This window comes from Psychrobacter sp. GW64-MNA-CIBAN-0177 (assembly GCF_040309585.1).
GTDB lineage: Bacteria > Pseudomonadota > Gammaproteobacteria > Pseudomonadales > Moraxellaceae > Psychrobacter > Psychrobacter okhotskensis.
The window spans coordinates 1-15,979 of record NZ_JBEOOY010000029.1; the positions used below are offsets into that span (position 1 = coordinate 1).

13 protein-coding genes are annotated in these 15,979 nt (G+C 41.3%); 3 read left to right on the forward strand and 10 right to left on the reverse strand.

From position 1 onward, the window contains the following. Window positions 1-669: 669 nt before the first annotated feature. From AAEY79_RS12920 to AAEY79_RS12950, 7 genes are all read right to left on the reverse strand, one after another. Window positions 670-1,032 carry a DUF3817 domain-containing protein gene (locus AAEY79_RS12920; protein WP_087813587.1) on the reverse strand — a complete coding sequence of 121 codons (363 nt, stop codon included), beginning with the start codon at window positions 1,030-1,032 and terminating at the stop codon, window positions 670-672. 245 nt (window positions 1,033-1,277) lie between these two features. Then, window positions 1,278-1,985, reverse strand: a complete 708-nt coding sequence (gene lspA / locus AAEY79_RS12925) for a signal peptidase II (protein ID WP_352288640.1) — start codon at window positions 1,983-1,985, stop codon at window positions 1,278-1,280. Window positions 1,986-2,126: 141 nt separating this feature from the next. After that, window positions 2,127-3,407 (reverse strand): c-type cytochrome biogenesis protein CcmI, encoded by a 1,281-nt coding sequence (gene ccmI / locus AAEY79_RS12930; protein ID WP_025643930.1) that lies wholly within the window; start codon window positions 3,405-3,407, stop codon window positions 2,127-2,129. Then, window positions 3,404-3,886: a cytochrome c-type biogenesis protein gene (locus AAEY79_RS12935; protein ID WP_020443538.1), complete on the reverse strand. Its 483-nt coding sequence runs from the start codon at window positions 3,884-3,886 to the stop codon at window positions 3,404-3,406. The genes ccmI and AAEY79_RS12935 overlap by 4 nt, the downstream gene beginning before the upstream one ends. Before the next feature lie 83 nt (window positions 3,887-3,969). Next, a complete protein-coding gene (locus AAEY79_RS12940; protein ID WP_011513682.1) occupies window positions 3,970-4,632 on the reverse strand; it encodes a DsbE family thiol:disulfide interchange protein in 663 nt (220 codons plus the stop codon). Beyond that, window positions 4,633-6,681 carry a heme lyase CcmF/NrfE family subunit gene (locus AAEY79_RS12945; protein ID WP_075107732.1) on the reverse strand — a complete coding sequence of 683 codons (2,049 nt, stop codon included), beginning with the start codon at window positions 6,679-6,681 and terminating at the stop codon, window positions 4,633-4,635. It lies immediately after the preceding gene. 121 nt (window positions 6,682-6,802) lie between these two features. Next, entirely contained in the window at window positions 6,803-9,019 is a 2,217-nt protein-coding gene (locus AAEY79_RS12950) for a heavy metal translocating P-type ATPase (RefSeq protein WP_352288644.1), read from the reverse strand. 142 nt (window positions 9,020-9,161) lie between these two features. Between AAEY79_RS12950 and cadR the strand changes: the two genes are divergently transcribed. Next, on the forward strand, window positions 9,162-9,572 hold the full coding sequence (gene cadR, locus AAEY79_RS12955; RefSeq protein ID WP_007394845.1) for a Cd(II)/Pb(II)-responsive transcriptional regulator: 411 nt from the start codon (window positions 9,162-9,164) through the stop codon (window positions 9,570-9,572). A 147-nt stretch (window positions 9,573-9,719) separates the two neighbouring features. Here the strand turns inward: cadR and AAEY79_RS12960 are convergent, their stop codons facing one another. Together AAEY79_RS12960 and AAEY79_RS12965 are read right to left on the reverse strand one after the other, a co-directional pair. Then, on the reverse strand, window positions 9,720-10,442 hold the full coding sequence (locus tag AAEY79_RS12960; RefSeq protein ID WP_352288647.1) for a CHAP domain-containing protein: 723 nt from the start codon (window positions 10,440-10,442) through the stop codon (window positions 9,720-9,722). 797 nt (window positions 10,443-11,239) lie between these two features. After that, window positions 11,240-11,884, reverse strand: a complete 645-nt coding sequence (locus tag AAEY79_RS12965) for a DUF411 domain-containing protein (protein ID WP_352288650.1) — start codon at window positions 11,882-11,884, stop codon at window positions 11,240-11,242. A gap of 239 nt (window positions 11,885-12,123) precedes the next feature. Between AAEY79_RS12965 and lnt the strand changes: the two genes are divergently transcribed. Then, window positions 12,124-13,692, forward strand: coding sequence for an apolipoprotein N-acyltransferase (gene lnt / locus AAEY79_RS12970; protein WP_068039556.1), 1,569 nt, complete (start codon window positions 12,124-12,126; stop codon window positions 13,690-13,692). Window positions 13,693-13,878: 186 nt separating this feature from the next. Here lnt and AAEY79_RS12975 read toward each other — a convergent pair whose 3' ends face one another. Then, entirely contained in the window at window positions 13,879-14,805 is a 927-nt protein-coding gene (locus tag AAEY79_RS12975; RefSeq protein ID WP_201572546.1) for a cation diffusion facilitator family transporter, read from the reverse strand. 240 nt (window positions 14,806-15,045) lie between these two features. Here AAEY79_RS12975 and AAEY79_RS12980 point away from each other — a divergent pair, with 240 nt between their 5' ends. After that, window positions 15,046-15,435, forward strand: a complete 390-nt coding sequence (locus AAEY79_RS12980; protein ID WP_025652669.1) for a DUF6122 family protein — start codon at window positions 15,046-15,048, stop codon at window positions 15,433-15,435. Window positions 15,436-15,979 lie beyond the last annotated feature (544 nt).

The following is a 15,979-nucleotide window of genomic DNA, read 5'->3' on the forward strand; positions in this document are numbered from 1 at the left end:
TATTTTGAGTATTTTGAGTATTTTGAGTATTTTGAGTATTTTGAGTATTTTGAGTATTTTGAGTATTTTGAGTATTTGAGTATTTGAGTATTTGAGTATTTGAGTATTTGAGTATTTGAGTATTTATGATCATATTTAGTGAGAATGGCCATAATCTAAAGCGGGCTGTATAGACTCTTTTTCAGCACGCTTATCGTCTTACTTTTCGGTGAAAGCCTTCAGATATGGTTTAGTAAACACAATCACCTAAAGTAGTCTGTCAAAAGTAGTTCCATCATATCAGTCTATTTTAAGTGGTCTATTAGTTGATAAGTGAACCTAATTAGGTAGTACCTTTGAGGCATACCCTACGATAACAGGAAATCCATCGCGGATGACAAAACCTGTTTAGCTTTTAAACAAGACGGGTTTGTCGATAGTATGTAAGATAAGTTGGAAAAGTAACTAGAGTGTAAGACTATTCATACTGGGTCTGAATCAAAGTTTTATTGTGATTAATTTCTGCTCAATATTATTCATTTGTCGCCATGATGAGTGATGGCGGCTTGTAATTTAGTTAGGAAAAATAATCTTGAGTAATAATATACATTTGTATCATTTGTATCATTTGTATCATTTGTATCATTTGTATCATTTGTATCATTTGTATCATTTGTAGCAGAGCTTGTTCTAGGCTTCTTTACTTACACTTTTCTGTAAGTTATTTTTTAGTAAATGATCGAATATAAATGGGCCAAAAGGTAAGAGTGAGCCGAGTACGCCCGCAGGTATTGCCCAAAGAGGCATTTTCATTTTGATAGCTGAGCCTATAAGTATTATGATATAGGTAATAAACAAAATACCGTGTGCCATACCGATGTATTTCACACCTTCTGGAATATCCAGCATATATTTTAGTGGCATGGCGATGAAGAGCAATAATAAGAAAGAGGTGCCTTCTAGGTAGCCTATAAGGGTAAGACTTTTTAACGCGGTCTCTTGTTTTTTTCTAAGGCTGTGAATTTTTTCAATAGTTGGCTGAGCCTGTGACACTATATTTTCCTTTTGTTATTATCAATAAAGAATTTATGGATTATTCAATGTCTCTATAATAATGGCTCTACGCAGAGCTTTTAAGTATTGGGTTTTAAGACCTAAAATGAGTGAGTACCTATACCAGTCATACATTACCTTCCAGTTCACATTTTATAAACATACTCAAGTATAAAAAGTATTTTTCCGTATAGAGTGACTACGACGCTAGTTCATTTTGTTTGTGATAATCGGCATCAATGTGCTTATTTATTACGCTTACTTTCTAAAAATATCATGTCAATTATAATCAATGCGACACCGACACAGACACCTATATCTGCAACATTGAAAATAGGATAATTCCAGACATCAGCATAATGCACATGGATAAAGTCAACCACTTTACCAATTCTTAAACGATCGATTAAGTTGCCAATCGCACCACCGAGCATTAAGGCTAACCCCATGGACAATAGCTTGGCTGCACGTGGCGCTTTGATTAAATAAACCGTTAAAAAGATAGCCATTACAAAAGCTAAGCCTGAGAAAAACCATTTCTGCCAACCGCCAGCGTCGGCTAAAAAGCTAAATGCTGCCCCATAGTTATAAGCGAGTGTCCAGTTGAGAAATGGTTCAATGACCGGTACGGGGTCATTGAACGCTAATTTGGTTTGGGCCAACCACTTAGTCCATTGATCAAGTATTAACACCATTATCGCCAACAAATACCAGATAAAAGCGCGACTGCCATTGGCAACCATTTTTGGCATTTTATCCAACTTACCTTTAGGTGTTATCGAGTTGCCTGAAGTCACGTACATAGCTTTAGGCGTATGATTCATGGTTTTAGAGTCAATCGATTGATGAGTACTACTCACAGCTATAGGTACTTTATTGTCAGCAATATTAGTACTAGCCGATTCAACGCTATTCAATTTAGTACTATCTAATCTGTCGGTAGATTCAGTCATAGTTGTTTTCTTTATCTGTGTTTATACAATGAACAATGTTAAACGTATATGTTTTTGGTATACGACTATTAATCGCGCCACTTTTATAAACGGCTCCACTTACCGCTCTGGTGTTATGAAACTTACGGTAATAATTTTTTATTAGGGAATCTGTTGATTGATTTCAACATTAACCTGAGTCTGTTCAGCGCTAATCACTATAGGATTACCCGATAAGTCGCCTGACTCTGCTATGGCATTACCGCTATGACTAATACGAGCAACGACTGCTAACTGAGTTTTGTCACTACGAGCTGAATTTAACGTGCGATCTGGCATCATCGCATCAAGATTGCTTAAGCGGATACTAGCCTCACCTTGCTTGATAATACTAATGGGTAAACGTTTGGCGGCAAACGGTGGACCTCCTTTAACGTCACGTATCGCAACAAACAACACATCATCAGCTTTCACTAACGGTAATAAATTAGCGTTAATTTTCACTGTCACGTCAATACCTTCTAGCGCTTGCTTTTCTTGCGTGCTAACGTAGTTGCTTAACTCATCTAAGCTTGCTAAAGCTTTAGTATGATCACCTGGTTTGGCCACAATGCTGCCTTGTAAGCGTTTAATCCAACCTTGCGCTTGGGCAAAGTTACTACTACGAGTCTCACCCATTGCCATGAGCATTTGAGCCCGTTCATGCTGCGGATTCTTAGCTAATATAGCTTGTAATACACGGCGAATATTGGCGTCTAACTGACCTTCATTAACGAAAAAGCTAGTCTGAGCATAAGTGGTGGCGATTTCTTCATTTTCAGGAGCTAAACGATAGGCACGAGATAAGGCTTCCAGCGCAGAATCAGTTGCCTCCATAGATAAGAAAAGCTCGGATAGGCGCATCCAGCGATTAGGATCATCAGCATTACGATGAACATTGGTTTGCATGGCGCTAATCAGTTGACGACCATCTTCAAACGCCCATGATGGCGGCTTGTCAATTTTAGCTGTCAATAGGTCGTCAGCCACTTGTCCTACTTTGTCCTCAGCTGTCCACAAATCAAACACGGGCGTACGATTGCCTATTAGTAAATACGCCATTGCAGCCAATATTGGGATCCAAGCTGCGACAATTAAACGGCTTTTGACATCAGGGGTGACCATAGGTGTTATCTGACGCTGCACATCTAATAGCTGACGCTCCAGTTCCAGCTTTTGATTTTGATAATGGCTATTATTAATAGTACCGCTGTCTTTATCTGTTTGTAGCTCAGCTAAACGTTCGCGAAATACTGCAACATTAATATCTAGCAGTTGATTGTCTATTGGTTTGGACTGCAAACGCGGTGCTCGTAGCCATGGCATAATAGCAATCAGCGCAAATATAAGAGCAATCAGCAAGCTTAGAGTTACAAATAAGCCAAAAGTAGAAAATAGAGTCATTTTTTGTCCTCTAGGCTAGTAATGTCGTGGTCGACACTCTCAGCTTGCGATAATAGACGATCAAGCTCAGCCTTTTCCGTAGAGGTCAAGGCAGCAGTACTGTTCACTGTGACGCCGCTTTGACCACGGGCAACAACTTGGCGACGCTTACTTTGCCAAAACCAACCAATAATTAAGACGAGCAATAATAGTGGTGGAAAAAACCATAGGATCCATGTTGATGGTCGCATAGGCGGCTTGTAGCTAATAAAGTCACCGTAGCGCTCTTGCATATAGACGCGTATTTCAGCATCACTACGTCTATCTTTAATTAAATCATAGACTTTTTGCTTTAGATCCTGTGCAATCGGTGCATCAGAGGCTGCAAGGTTTTGATTTTGGCATTTTGGGCAGCGAAACTCTTCTATTAATCCACGATACTGAGCTTCTTGCTGTGGTGAGTCAAAATCGTATACGTCAATAGCTGCGTTTGCCGTCATGTTAAGCAGACACGCTAGTATTAAGCTTGCTAGTTTTAAAACTATATTGGGTTTTAGTTGAGGAGCTCTTATTCGAGTAACGTTCATTTGCACATCTCCTCAACCTGAATGAGATCAGGACTATCGTTGTTCTTATTAGCCTTATTAAGTACTGTCAGGCACGGCTTAACACGCTGTTGCCAATTGGCTTCATTAATCTCACCAACAATATGCTGACGAATGATGCCATCTCCATCCACAACAAAGGTTTCGGGCGCACCAGTTATGCCTAAGTCTAGAGCAAACTGACCCAATGAATCCTGAATAGACATAGAAAATGGATCACCGCCTCGGTTTAAGTAACTGAGCGCATTACCAATCTCATCCTTATAATTCACACCAACGATATCAACGCCGCGCTCTTCTAGTTGCATTAAAAACGGATGCTCAATAACGCAAGTTGGGCACCATGAGCCCCAAACATTAAGTAAAAACGGCTTATCCGGCAAATTATCATTGGTGATAGTACGGGTAGTATCTGCTAATAACGGCAGCTCAAAGGTAGGAACCGGACGCTCAAGAGCGGTATTGGTCACAATGTCTGTTGGTTTACCTAAGCGCATGTACAATATAACTACCAAACCAAAAAAGAGGATAAGCGGAATTAAGAACCATAGCTTCGTCTGCTTTTTTTTCATTGTCTTTGGGTTACGCTGCTTACTGTTTTGGCTATCTTTTTGCTCAGGAGTATTATTCGACATAGTCATTTATTTCTCCTTTAGTGTCGACATCGTCGATACTGAGATTGCCTGCTCAATAGCTACCTCATTGACTCCATAAGTAGCCAAACTACCAGTAACTAGCAACGGAGCTTTAATTTTTTTGATGCGGTATCGTTTATCAAGCATACTAATTAATCCACCTAGAGCCATGATAATTGCCCCTAACCAAATCCAGCGAATTAATGGTTTTACATAAATCCTTAATGCCCATTGGTTACTACCATCGGCAATAGGTTCGCCCAGTGCGACATAAACATCGCGCATAAGACTGGGGTCAATAGCAGCTTCAGTTGTTGGCATCGTGCTGATAATATAAGTACGCTTTTCTGGAGTCAGTTTCGCCACTTCACGACCGTCTTTGGATACCACCACTTGCGCTTGCGTTGCATCAAAGTTACTACCCTTTATTTCAAAAAATTCAGTTACTTCAAAATCGTAACCTTGAACATTGACTGTATCGCCAATACCCATTGCTACGTCACGCTCAATACTCAGGCTACTAGTAAAGGCTATGCCAATGACAGCAACCAATACGCCAATATGAGCAGTCTGTTGACCCCAATAGCTAAGACGCAGCTGACGCAGACCTTTAAAGAAATTAGGGGCGTTCTTGGTTTTGTCTCTAAAGTCAACGATCATCCATAGCAGTACCCAAAAGCTCACCGCTAAAGTCACGCCAATATTGAACATAGCAGATGGACTGGTAAAGTAGGCGATAATAGCAGCCAATACGATACTACTAGCGGCAATGGCGATACCCACCCCTAGTAACGGACGCTTATCTTGTTTCCAGCGAATATTAGAGCCCATACCCATAGCGATTAACAACAGCCATGTCAAAGGCACAAACAGCGCATTGAAGTATGGAGGCCCTACAGATACCTGACCGAGACTAAAGGCATCAGCGATAATAGGATAGAGGGTGCCGAGCAGCACCACTAAGGTTGCAATCAAAATGATGGCGTTATTGATCACTAAAAAGGACTCACGTGAAATCAGCTGATATTGACTTTCAACGGTTAAACGCCAACCGCGAACGGCAAACATTAATAGACCACTACCGATGATAATGCCAAGAATAGCTAAGATGACCAAACCACGCGTCGGATCAGCGGCAAACGAATGCACTGAGGTAAGGACTCCAGAGCGTACCAGGAACGTGCCAAGCAAGCTTAAGGCAAAGGCGAAAATAGCCAGCATGATGGTCCATGCTTTAAACACCCCGCGCTTTTCAGTGACTGCTAATGAATGCAGCAATGCTAAGCCGACAAGCCAAGGCATAAACGAGGCGTTCTCTACCGGATCCCAAAACCACCAACCGCCCCAGCCAAGCTCGTAGTAGGCCCACCACGAGCCCAGTGCAATACCAATGGTCAAAAATCCCCAAGCCGCGAGCGCCCATGGACGTGACCAGCGTGTCCAAGCAGCATCTAAACGCCCTTCCCACAATGTCGCCATACAAAATGCAAAAGGCACTACCATACCCACATAGCCCATATATAACATGGGCGGATGAATAATCAGACCGAAATCTTGTAGGACAGGATTTAAATCAGCGCCATCGACCGCTAGATTGGGTAAGGTACGCTCAAACGGTGACGAGGTAAATATCAGCATTGTTAGCATCATTAACTGTACACCGGCCAAAATAACTAATACCCGCGCACGCATTGATAACGGCAAGCCGCGACTAAAGTATGATACCAGTGCACACCATGTGGCCATGATGGTCATCCATAGCAGCAAAGAGCCCTCGTGTCCGCCCCATGTCGCCGATAACTTATAGTACCAAGGCAACAGCGTATTGGAATGCTGCGCGACGTAACTGAGGCTAAAATCATTATAATAAAAACCTGCTATCAAAGCGCCAAATGACGTTATCATGGCGGCAAACTGTGCCCAAGCTAAGCTAGGGGCTAGTCGTTGCCAAGCAACTTGGTTACGAATAACACCAATAGTTGGCAGAATTACCTGCAATAACGCCAATACAAAAGCGGTAAGCAAGGCAAAATAGCCCAATTCTGTAATCAACATACGGTCTAACCTTATTTACTCTAATGCGGTTGCAGTTTACTGTAGCGGTGGAATTTTTATTATTAGAACCCACCCCCGAAATCTGCTGCTATCTCTAGTTTTTAATTGATTTCGAAGGGTTTTATTTAACTACTTTAGGCGGAGTTACCAGTGGAGGCGCGCCTTTAAAGCGCAGTAAACGTAACGCATTGAGAGTAACGAGCACTGTTGCTCCAGCATCAGCTAGAACCGCAATCCATAGTCCAGTAATGCCGAATACGGTCGTGATCAGAAAGACGCCTTTGAGACCTAAAGCGAAAATGACGTTCTGATGAATGTTGCGCATGGTGGCACGCGAAAGTGCAATCAGATGGGCCATGTCTGTAACACGACTTTTTAATAATGCGATATCGGCCGTCTCAATGGCCACATCGGTACCACCACCCATCGCGATGCCAACATCAGCGGTTGCTAGTGCTGGCGCATCGTTAATACCATCACCCACCATCGCTATTTTGCTGTTATTCTTCATCTCGTTAAGCAAGCGCAGTTTGTCCTCAGGCAACAGCTCAGCTTCCCATTCCACGTCTAAATTACTGGCAAGTGCTTGAGCGGTTAAGCGGTTGTCGCCTGTTAGCATGACGGAGCGCACACCCATCGCTTTAAGTTGAGCCACACCTTCATGAGCGTCGTCTCGTAACTCGTCTCTTAGTGCGACCAATCCAAGCACTTCTCGACTTTGCTCATCGAAAAGAACTGAGACGGTCTTGCCCTCATTTTGCAGCGCCTCGATTTGTGCCTGTTGCTCGGCTGAAATTGATGCCTCATCTGCGGCATAAACAGGCGAACCGATAGCTAGCGCGCGCCCAGCGATAGTTGCGTGTACCGCTTTACCCGCAGTAGCAGAAGCTTTAGAAGCCACAGGTATGACAACTTTGGCGGCTTTGGCATGACTGACAATAGCTTCAGCAAGCGGGTGACTAGAACCTGTCTCCACACTGGCAAAGAGCGCCAATACCTTATCTTTACCTTGAGAACCCTGATCCTGAGAATTCTGACCTTGAATACTTGAGTCCTCTTGTGTAAAGGCAACAACATCGGTCACGCGTGGTTTGCCTTCAGTTAAAGTGCCTGTCTTGTCAAAAGCGACTGTCTTCACTTGGCCGATAGTTTCTAAAGCACTACCGCCTTTGATCAGCAAGCCACGGCGCGCACCAACAGCAAGACCAGAGGCGATGGCAGCGGGTGTTGATAGTACAAGAGCACAGGGACAGGCAATCAGCAACAGTGCTAGACCGCGATACAACCAAGTCGACCAATCTCCACCCATGGCTAACGGTGGAATGATAATAATTAGTGCGGCAATAGCCATCACTGCCGGTGTGTAATAGCGACTGAATTTCTCAATAAAACGGGCAGTGGGTGCTTTGGAGGCTTGGGCTTGCTCTACCAGCTCAATAATGCGCGAAATGGTGTTATCGGCGGCTGTCTTTTCTACGCGCACTTGGAGCACACCATCGATGTTAATTGACCCTGCAAATACATTGTCACCCATCGTCTTGGCAACAGGAACAGACTCTCCCGTCACGGGCGAATCATCAAGGCTGGACGCACCTTGAACAATGGAACCATCAGCAGATACCCTATCTCCAGGACGCACCAGCACAAGGTCATTCACTTGTAATGAAGTCACTGGAACGTTACGCTGCCCACCTTGAGCATCAAGTAAAATTGCACTTTTCGGAACCAGCGATGATAAGGCTCTGATGCCAGCGCGAGCGCGATCAGCAGCGATACTCTCAAACAGTTCACCGATTGAGAACAAAAAGACAACCGCTGCGGCCTCTTCAGCTTCACCAATGATAAGTGCGCCAAGCACGGCGACGGACATCAGCGTTTCAATTGAAAAGAATGAACCTGTTTTAGCCAGTGCTAAGGCTTTGCGTGCAAATGGAAAAACGCCTACAATCACAGCGATGGCAAACACCCATATCCCATAAGCGGGGAACAGTAGTGACAGTGCATAAGCGCTGCCCATCAAAATACCGAGACCAACAACCTGTTTGCCTTTTTGAGTTTGCCACCACCGCTTATCCTGCGGAGCCATCTGATTGTCGCTGTCAATATCAATAGCCGATACAGTTTGTTGACCAGTATTGGCAGAGATGCCGAACCCTAGGCTTTTGATTGTTTTTTCGATATCACTAGCCTGAGTCGGCGCACCAGGGGCTAAATTTAGCTCTAGCGTTTCTGTAGCGAAATTCAGCTGAACATCAGAAACCCCAGGCATACGTTTCAAAGCTGTTTCAATCTTGCCGATGCAACTGGCACAGTCCATACCTTCAATATGATATTTCATAATAATTTACCCTTTAAATAATGATATTATGAACCCTATAGTGGCTTTAGAGTCAAGGTTATTTATCTACAGTTTCGTAATTTTAATTTCTCTAGCGCTAGTCTTTACAGCCACTTTAATTATTTAAATCATAGAGGTTGTTATGACAATCAAAATTGGTGAGCTCGCTAAACGCACAGGTGCCACAGTAGAAACCATTCGCTATTATGAAAAAGAGCGTTTATTACCCGAGCCTTTTCGTAGCGAAGGGAATTATCGTTTATATAATGAAGAGCACATTGAGCGTCTACAATTTATCCTACATTGCCGTACGCTCGATATGGCTTTAGATGATGTGCGAATCTTACTTGAATACTGGGAGTCGCCTGACAAGGACTGCGGCGATGTGAATAACTTGCTAGATGAGCACATTCATGCTGTGGAAATACGAATGGAAGAACTGATGCACTTAAAGCATCACTTGACCGTTTTGCGCCAGAAATGTGCAAGTAGTGCACCAGCGTCATCATGTGGCATTTTAAACGCGCTTGTCGATAACTCCTGTCATGAGTAATGATATCAGTAGTGTTCATTTCTGACGGATCAAATCATGAAAGGTTAAATACGCCCTGATGTTAAGCACAAAAAAACCCAGCAATGATATTAAGATCACTACTGGGTTGGAGGAAATAACAACTATGTTGTGCTGACTTAGAAAGTCTTATTTATCATTCATAGCAAGGTAGATATTACGATCTGATGCGGATGCGTCATCCACGTATTTTGAATCACGCCATGTCGTATAAGCATAGACACCACTGTATGGGCTGATACTGTTCTGACGGAAGTCAGAAATCCAATTTGTACCATCGAAAATTTGAATATGGCCATGTGGACGCTTTGATGAGCGATCATAGACAATAACATCACCTACTTGGGTTGGCATATCATTACTGATTTTGCTAAAACCTGCTTTATCAAGCGTGCCACGAGTGGCGTACTGATAGGCTGAAGGATTGGGGGTGAACTCATAACCTGCTGATTGTAGTGCTTTACGTACGTAACGGGCACAGTATCCAGAGCTACCAGATAGAGCCACTCGTGAAGCACGAGCAGCAGCGATAGCGGGGGCTGAATTGCTATCAGGAACTGTATTGACTTGCTGCTGTTGTTTTTCAGCGTATAAGCGGCTGTTTAATGATGAAAGCCGACTCTCTTTTTGCTTAGCCTGCGCACTTAGGTTGCTAATAGCTTGACTGATTTCGTCATTACTAGAAACATAAGCACCACTGCTAGTGCTATAGATGTTTTTTGATGAACCGTAGTTTGATGCCACAGAAGTATTGGTGATGGTATTATTTGTTTGAGAGATTGTGATAGCAGCACCACTCGTTTGTGCTATGCCCATACCCAGTACTGACAAAATCAATAAAGCCTGTTTCATAAATCTAATACCTACGGTTAATTCAAAATGGTCTGTTATCAACAACAGCGCAGTCAATTAAATCTCAATAACTCAAGTATATATACGTCATAGTGACTGATACTTCTGCTGCATATTATTCATATAAAAAATGATTATTGGCGATCACAGCATCATTGAAGTCTTACGAAGCTGTTGCAAATCAAGCTGCTGGCCAAAACACAAAGCCGACTTTAGCATAGGCTGTTTAGCCTGTCATCACCCTTAAAAACCCCAAAAATACTTTTTTGATGTTGAAAAAATTGCTAATATTCCACATTTTACAATGTAAGTTTGTGTAACATATACAGAATATAGCTGACTAAATTGACAACAATTTCTACTGTTTTATAAGCAAAAAAACGTCTGAGGGTTAAATCTAAATTACAGATTTAACCCTCAGACGTTTTTTTATTGGATGAAGTAATTACCCTATATAGGGTCTAACTAATTATTAAGATAATATAATAATTTATAATATTAATATAGATGTTAATTCCCTACTGGCTTATGTAATATTACGTAATTGTTTCGATACATCCTGTATATTCTTGTATTAACCCTTAATTATTTATCTATTTTAAGGGTTAATAACCGATAAATCCGCTTACATTGTCATCAAAAGTTACAAATTCAAAGTTGTTTTTGCTTTTAAAGTCGCAATAGCTAATGATTTTTTTGATGAAGAATCATTTTATAAGCAATAGAACAGTCTTATACCTGCCTCATTTACTTTTAACGCTAACACTATAATCAAAGTATTCTTAACTGCTAACACACTATAATTGCTGCTCTACCGATTCAATATCAGCATAAACTTGGGTCGTCCCGTCTTTATTGAGCTGCATAACCTGATAGGGCATGAATTTATTTTGATACTCCATACCTGGGCTACCAACAGGCATGCCAGGTACGGCAAGACCCATAGCTTGTACTGGCGGATTTTCTAAGAACTGCGCCATATACTTAGCAGGTACATGACCTTCAAAGACGTAATCATCAGTAGTGACTACAGTATGGCAAGAACGCATCTCAGTTGGAACGCTGTAGCGCTCTTTAAATACGGCTAAGTCCGCAACATCTTGCGCGGTTGCACTTAGACCATTATCTTCTGCATGACTTATCCATTCTTTACAGCAGCCGCAATTGGCATCTTTATAGACAGTGGCTGAGACGTTTTTTAGTAGGTCTGGTTTACTTACTGATGTCATCATAGGAGTATTTATAACGTTTGGTTCAGCTGTCTTTGGAACAGCCAAAACATCTTCAGTTGATGCCGATGTTGTGCTTGCATCAGATACGCCACTACTCGGTTGGCTACAAGCAAATAGTGATGAGGCGGCAAGTAATACTAACGTACTACGCAACCCCTTAGACAGATAACGATTGAATATAAGACTGGATTTTATTTTTAAGGGGGTCATAGTGCTCTCTCATGTACTGTAGATATTGTGAGCTATAGAAGGTCAAGTAACACTTCATATCGTTTGGTAATGTAGCATAATAACCCATCAAACGGAGTACGTAAATTTATCCATTGAGCAGTGCGGACTGGTATCATAAGCAGTTTTCATTTTGAAATGCTGCCTGTAGTATTAACAGGTCTATCCGAGTTTTGGATTTTGACTAAAAATTCAAAACTCATAATTTTGGATAATTTGCGATGCGCCTGTCTACTATTAATCTACAAAAGCGTTTGAGTACTCACTCAAATCAATTACCGCTATGGTTTACGCTAGTAGCAGCATGGCTTGCAGGGGCTATTTTTTTATTTGCGCTAGCGCCTCATGGGTTCTGGCCGCTAGCAATAGTGTCACCAGCGATTTTATATGCGCTGTTGGTACCAAATATGAGTGGTCGTCGCGCTTTTATTATCGGTGAAGCTTACGGTATGGGGCTATGGTGCGTCGGCGGCTTTTGGCTCTATACTGCCATCCATGATTATAGCGATACTCCAACGTGGCTCGCATTGATTATGATTGGATTGATGGGTCTCGGTATGGGACTGTTTCATGGATTTTTAGCACTAGTCTTTAACCGTATGGTAGGCAAACAACCCTTTTCATTTGCTGCTCTTTGGGTGCTACAAGAATGGTTAAAAACTTGGTTATTCACAGGCTTTCCGTGGCTATTTGTTGGTTATGCATTTACTGAAGAGTATTGGTTATCGTCCTTAGCACCCGTTGCTGGTGTTTTTGCCGTCTCTTTTGTTGCCATACTATTGGCTGCAAGTTTAGTAGAGCTACTGCTTCGACGCAGTAGTTATGCCGTCGTTTCTGTACTGTTATTAGCCATTAGCACATCATTATGGCTGGTCAATCCGCAATGGACAAAACCTAAGGGCACACCTGATCTGTCAGTGTCATTGATTCAAGGTAATATTTCACAAGATATAAAGTGGCTGACGCAATATCAAGTAGAAACGCTAAAGATTTATGCGAAGTTAACGCGCACTGAGTGGGGACGTGATGTGGTGGTGTGGCCTGAATCATCTATTCCGATGTTTCAGGATGAGGCTGCGGGCTTTATTAGTGAAATGATAGAAATGGCCAATGCGACCAATACGACATGGATAACTGGTATCCCTTATAAGGATAAAGCGGCATTCAATGCCAGTACGGATAAGTATCCCCCATTTTACAATAGCGTGATTGCTCGAGGTGTAGAAGCGGAAGGCCTATACAAGAAGCAGCGTCTAGTGCCTTTTGGAGAGTATATTCCATTTGAAGGCGTGCTCGATATTTTCCCAAGTTTGGCCGGTAGTCAGGATATTAAGAGCTATAGTCGTGGTAGTGATCAGCAGTCACCGCTAAAGGTGCGTGAACACAATATAGGGACGGCTATCTGTTATGAGGTAGCTTATCCAGATACCACGCGTAAAAATGCCATCGATACTGACTTTTTGTTGACCGTCTCTAACGATGCCTGGTTTGGCACTTCAGCAGGACCATTGCAACATTTGCAAATGGTACAAATGCGCGCGCTTGAGAACGGGCGCTGGTTTATTCGAGCGACCAATACTGGTGTTACCGCTATCATTAACCATAAAGGTCGTATTGTAAAACGCGCACCGCAGTTTGAGCGTACTGTACTACGTGGTGAGATACAGGCACGGGTTGGTAACACGCCCTTTATGCTTATGGGAAATTATCCTATCTTGATAATAATAACCCTGTTATTACTAATAAGCTATTTTGGCAAAGGTCTAACCACACTTAGAAGACGAGGGTAATAGTAAACTTAATCATAATAATTTAATCAGCGTAAGTTTTTTATTTTTTCTAGGTAACGTCCTAACGCACGTAAATATAAAAGTTTTAAACTATTGATCACATAAGAACTGATTGAAAAAATTATGTTGACATAAGGCACGCGCCTCATACTTAAAAAGAGATAGCTATATACGGTCTATCATCTTTTAGTTGATACTTTCATTTAATGCACGCGATTTTTGATTGTCATCTGCCTTAGTACCAAATTCAATAGTTGCATGTTGTATATTCTGATGCGCCAAATCTTCCTTGATGTTTTCTTTCATAGTAATAGTCTCTTCAAACGTTATATCGGTCTTCGGTACAATATGAACTGTAAGAGCATTCTCAGTGGTACTCAAAGCCCAGATATGTAAATGATGAAAGTTTTGAATAAAATTATAGCTCTCTAAGATAGCAGTGATTTTACTGAGATCAACATTTTGAGGTACTCCGTCGATAGCAAGCTTGATACTCTCTTTTAGTAGACCCCAAGTCGATAACAGTATAACGACTGAAATAATCAAGCTAACTAGAGGATCAACGATATTCCAACTTGTATAGTAAATAATAATGCCCGAGATAACGACACCTAAAGAGACCAATGCATCTACCATTAGATGCAAGAAAGCACCTTTGATATTAATATCGTCTTTTTGACCTTTGTAGAATGCAAAAGCAGTAACAGTATTTATAAATACACCTATTAGAGCTGTAATAATAATAACTTTTCCTGCAACTTCCGGTATCGTATCAAATCGACCCAAGGCCTCATACGCAATACCTATAACGATTGTAACTAACAATATGGCGTTAATAAGAGACGCCATTATAGAAGCTTTTTTGTAGCCATAGGTATAAAGCGTAGTAGATGCTTTCTGTGCTAATTTCATTCCAATTAACGAGATTATTAAACTGGCAACATCACTTAAGTTGTGGCTAGCGTCTGCGATTAAAGCTAATGAATTAGTTGAATAGCCCACTATAAACTCGATGAGCGTAAATGCAGAATTTAGACCAATCCCAATATAAAAAGCTTTATTCATATTTTTAGGGTCTGGAGCTTGATGACTGTGGTTATCTGAATTACTCATGATTCATCCGTATTTAGATTGCTGCATTTTAATTTGAAGAAAAATATATAAAGTCTATTAAATAGCTATTATGGTAATAAGTCTATATCTCATCTCAACCAGTGATTTTTTGGACAGGTATAATAATGAGAAGGTGAGTGTATGATGTATATATTTCACATGCAATCGAAAGACAAAAATATCTTATGTTTTATCTGAGATTGATGTGCCACTACAAACTATCTTGAATCGGAAAAATCGATGAGTCAAACCGTTATCCATTATTTTCTACATTTTGGCATGCCGTTGATTATCGCCTATATGTTTTTTCGTAGTGACTATAAGCGAGTTTATTTGATCCTAATAGCAACCATGCTAGTTGATTTAGATCATCTTCTAGCGACACCTATCTTTTCGCCCAATCGTTGTAGTATTAATTTCCATCCGCTACATACTTATTATGCGATGGCAGTATATGCGGGCATGTTGTTTTTACCAAAGCCCTATAAGATAATTGGTTTAGGGTTATTACTGCATATGTTGACTGATTTAAATGACTGTATAATGACCTATATTAATTGTCCACAGTGTTTGAGTCAGGCTCCTGCCCGTGAGTTGGTAGCGTGGTTAGGCAGAGCTATTAAGTTTTAATACGGTTGTGACTACATTCCTTTGTTCAGAGGATATAGTCTAAACAGAGTTTGTGGCACAGCCAGCTATCAGTACAGTGGATAGTGGAGGAATGGTAAAGATAATTTTCAAGTTATACTCCTACTTAAACCACCCTAGTATGGTTGGAAATTTAACGTCTTGTGAGTATGTACTAAATGCTAACTTCAAAATAATTGAAATACTTACGCTAAATGATGATAAAAAAAGCCTAAGCAATTTAATGCAGAACTAGATATTAAAAACCTAGTCTATATGTCAAACAAAAAAATGCCTCTGGGAGTTGACTCCTAGAGGCATTTAGTTTTTAATGTAATTAACGGTTACAGTGTGCGTCAACACGCTGTAACGAACAAATAAGCACACAGACTGCGTTATTTGAACAGCATTAAATGCCCGTTTAGGGTCATTTTATCCAAAAACTGCTTTCATATCAACCTTATTCACTATACATTTTAAAAACTGCTTGTTCGCTCGTTACATCCTTGTGCTGCTCTCTTTGTACCCGTTACCCGTCAAATGGGTG

Bases quoted from the DNA above. Each gene is read 5' to 3' on its own strand.
- lspA (WP_352288640.1), bottom strand. From the start codon at position 1,985: ATGACTGAATCTACCGACAGATTAGATAGTACTAAATTGAATAGCGTT.
- ccmI (WP_025643930.1), bottom strand. From the start codon at position 3,407: ATGACTCTATTTTCTACTTTTGGCTTATTTGTAACTCTAAGCTTGCTG.
- AAEY79_RS12935 (WP_020443538.1), bottom strand. From the start codon at position 3,886: ATGACGGCAAACGCAGCTATTGACGTATACGATTTTGACTCACCACAG.
- AAEY79_RS12940 (WP_011513682.1), bottom strand. From the start codon at position 4,632: ATGACTATGTCGAATAATACTCCTGAGCAAAAAGATAGCCAAAACAGT.
- AAEY79_RS12945 (WP_075107732.1), bottom strand. From the start codon at position 6,681: ATGTTGATTACAGAATTGGGCTATTTTGCCTTGCTTACCGCTTTTGTA.
- AAEY79_RS12950 (WP_352288644.1), bottom strand. From the start codon at position 9,019: ATGAAATATCATATTGAAGGTATGGACTGTGCCAGTTGCATCGGCAAG.
- cadR (WP_007394845.1), top strand. From the start codon at position 9,162: ATGACAATCAAAATTGGTGAGCTCGCTAAACGCACAGGTGCCACAGTA.
- AAEY79_RS12960 (WP_352288647.1), bottom strand. From the start codon at position 10,442: ATGAAACAGGCTTTATTGATTTTGTCAGTACTGGGTATGGGCATAGCA.
- AAEY79_RS12965 (WP_352288650.1), bottom strand. From the start codon at position 11,884: ATGACCCCCTTAAAAATAAAATCCAGTCTTATATTCAATCGTTATCTG.
- lnt (WP_068039556.1), top strand. From the start codon at position 12,124: ATGCGCCTGTCTACTATTAATCTACAAAAGCGTTTGAGTACTCACTCA.
- AAEY79_RS12975 (WP_201572546.1), bottom strand. From the start codon at position 14,805: ATGAGTAATTCAGATAACCACAGTCATCAAGCTCCAGACCCTAAAAAT.
- AAEY79_RS12980 (WP_025652669.1), top strand. From the start codon at position 15,046: ATGAGTCAAACCGTTATCCATTATTTTCTACATTTTGGCATGCCGTTG.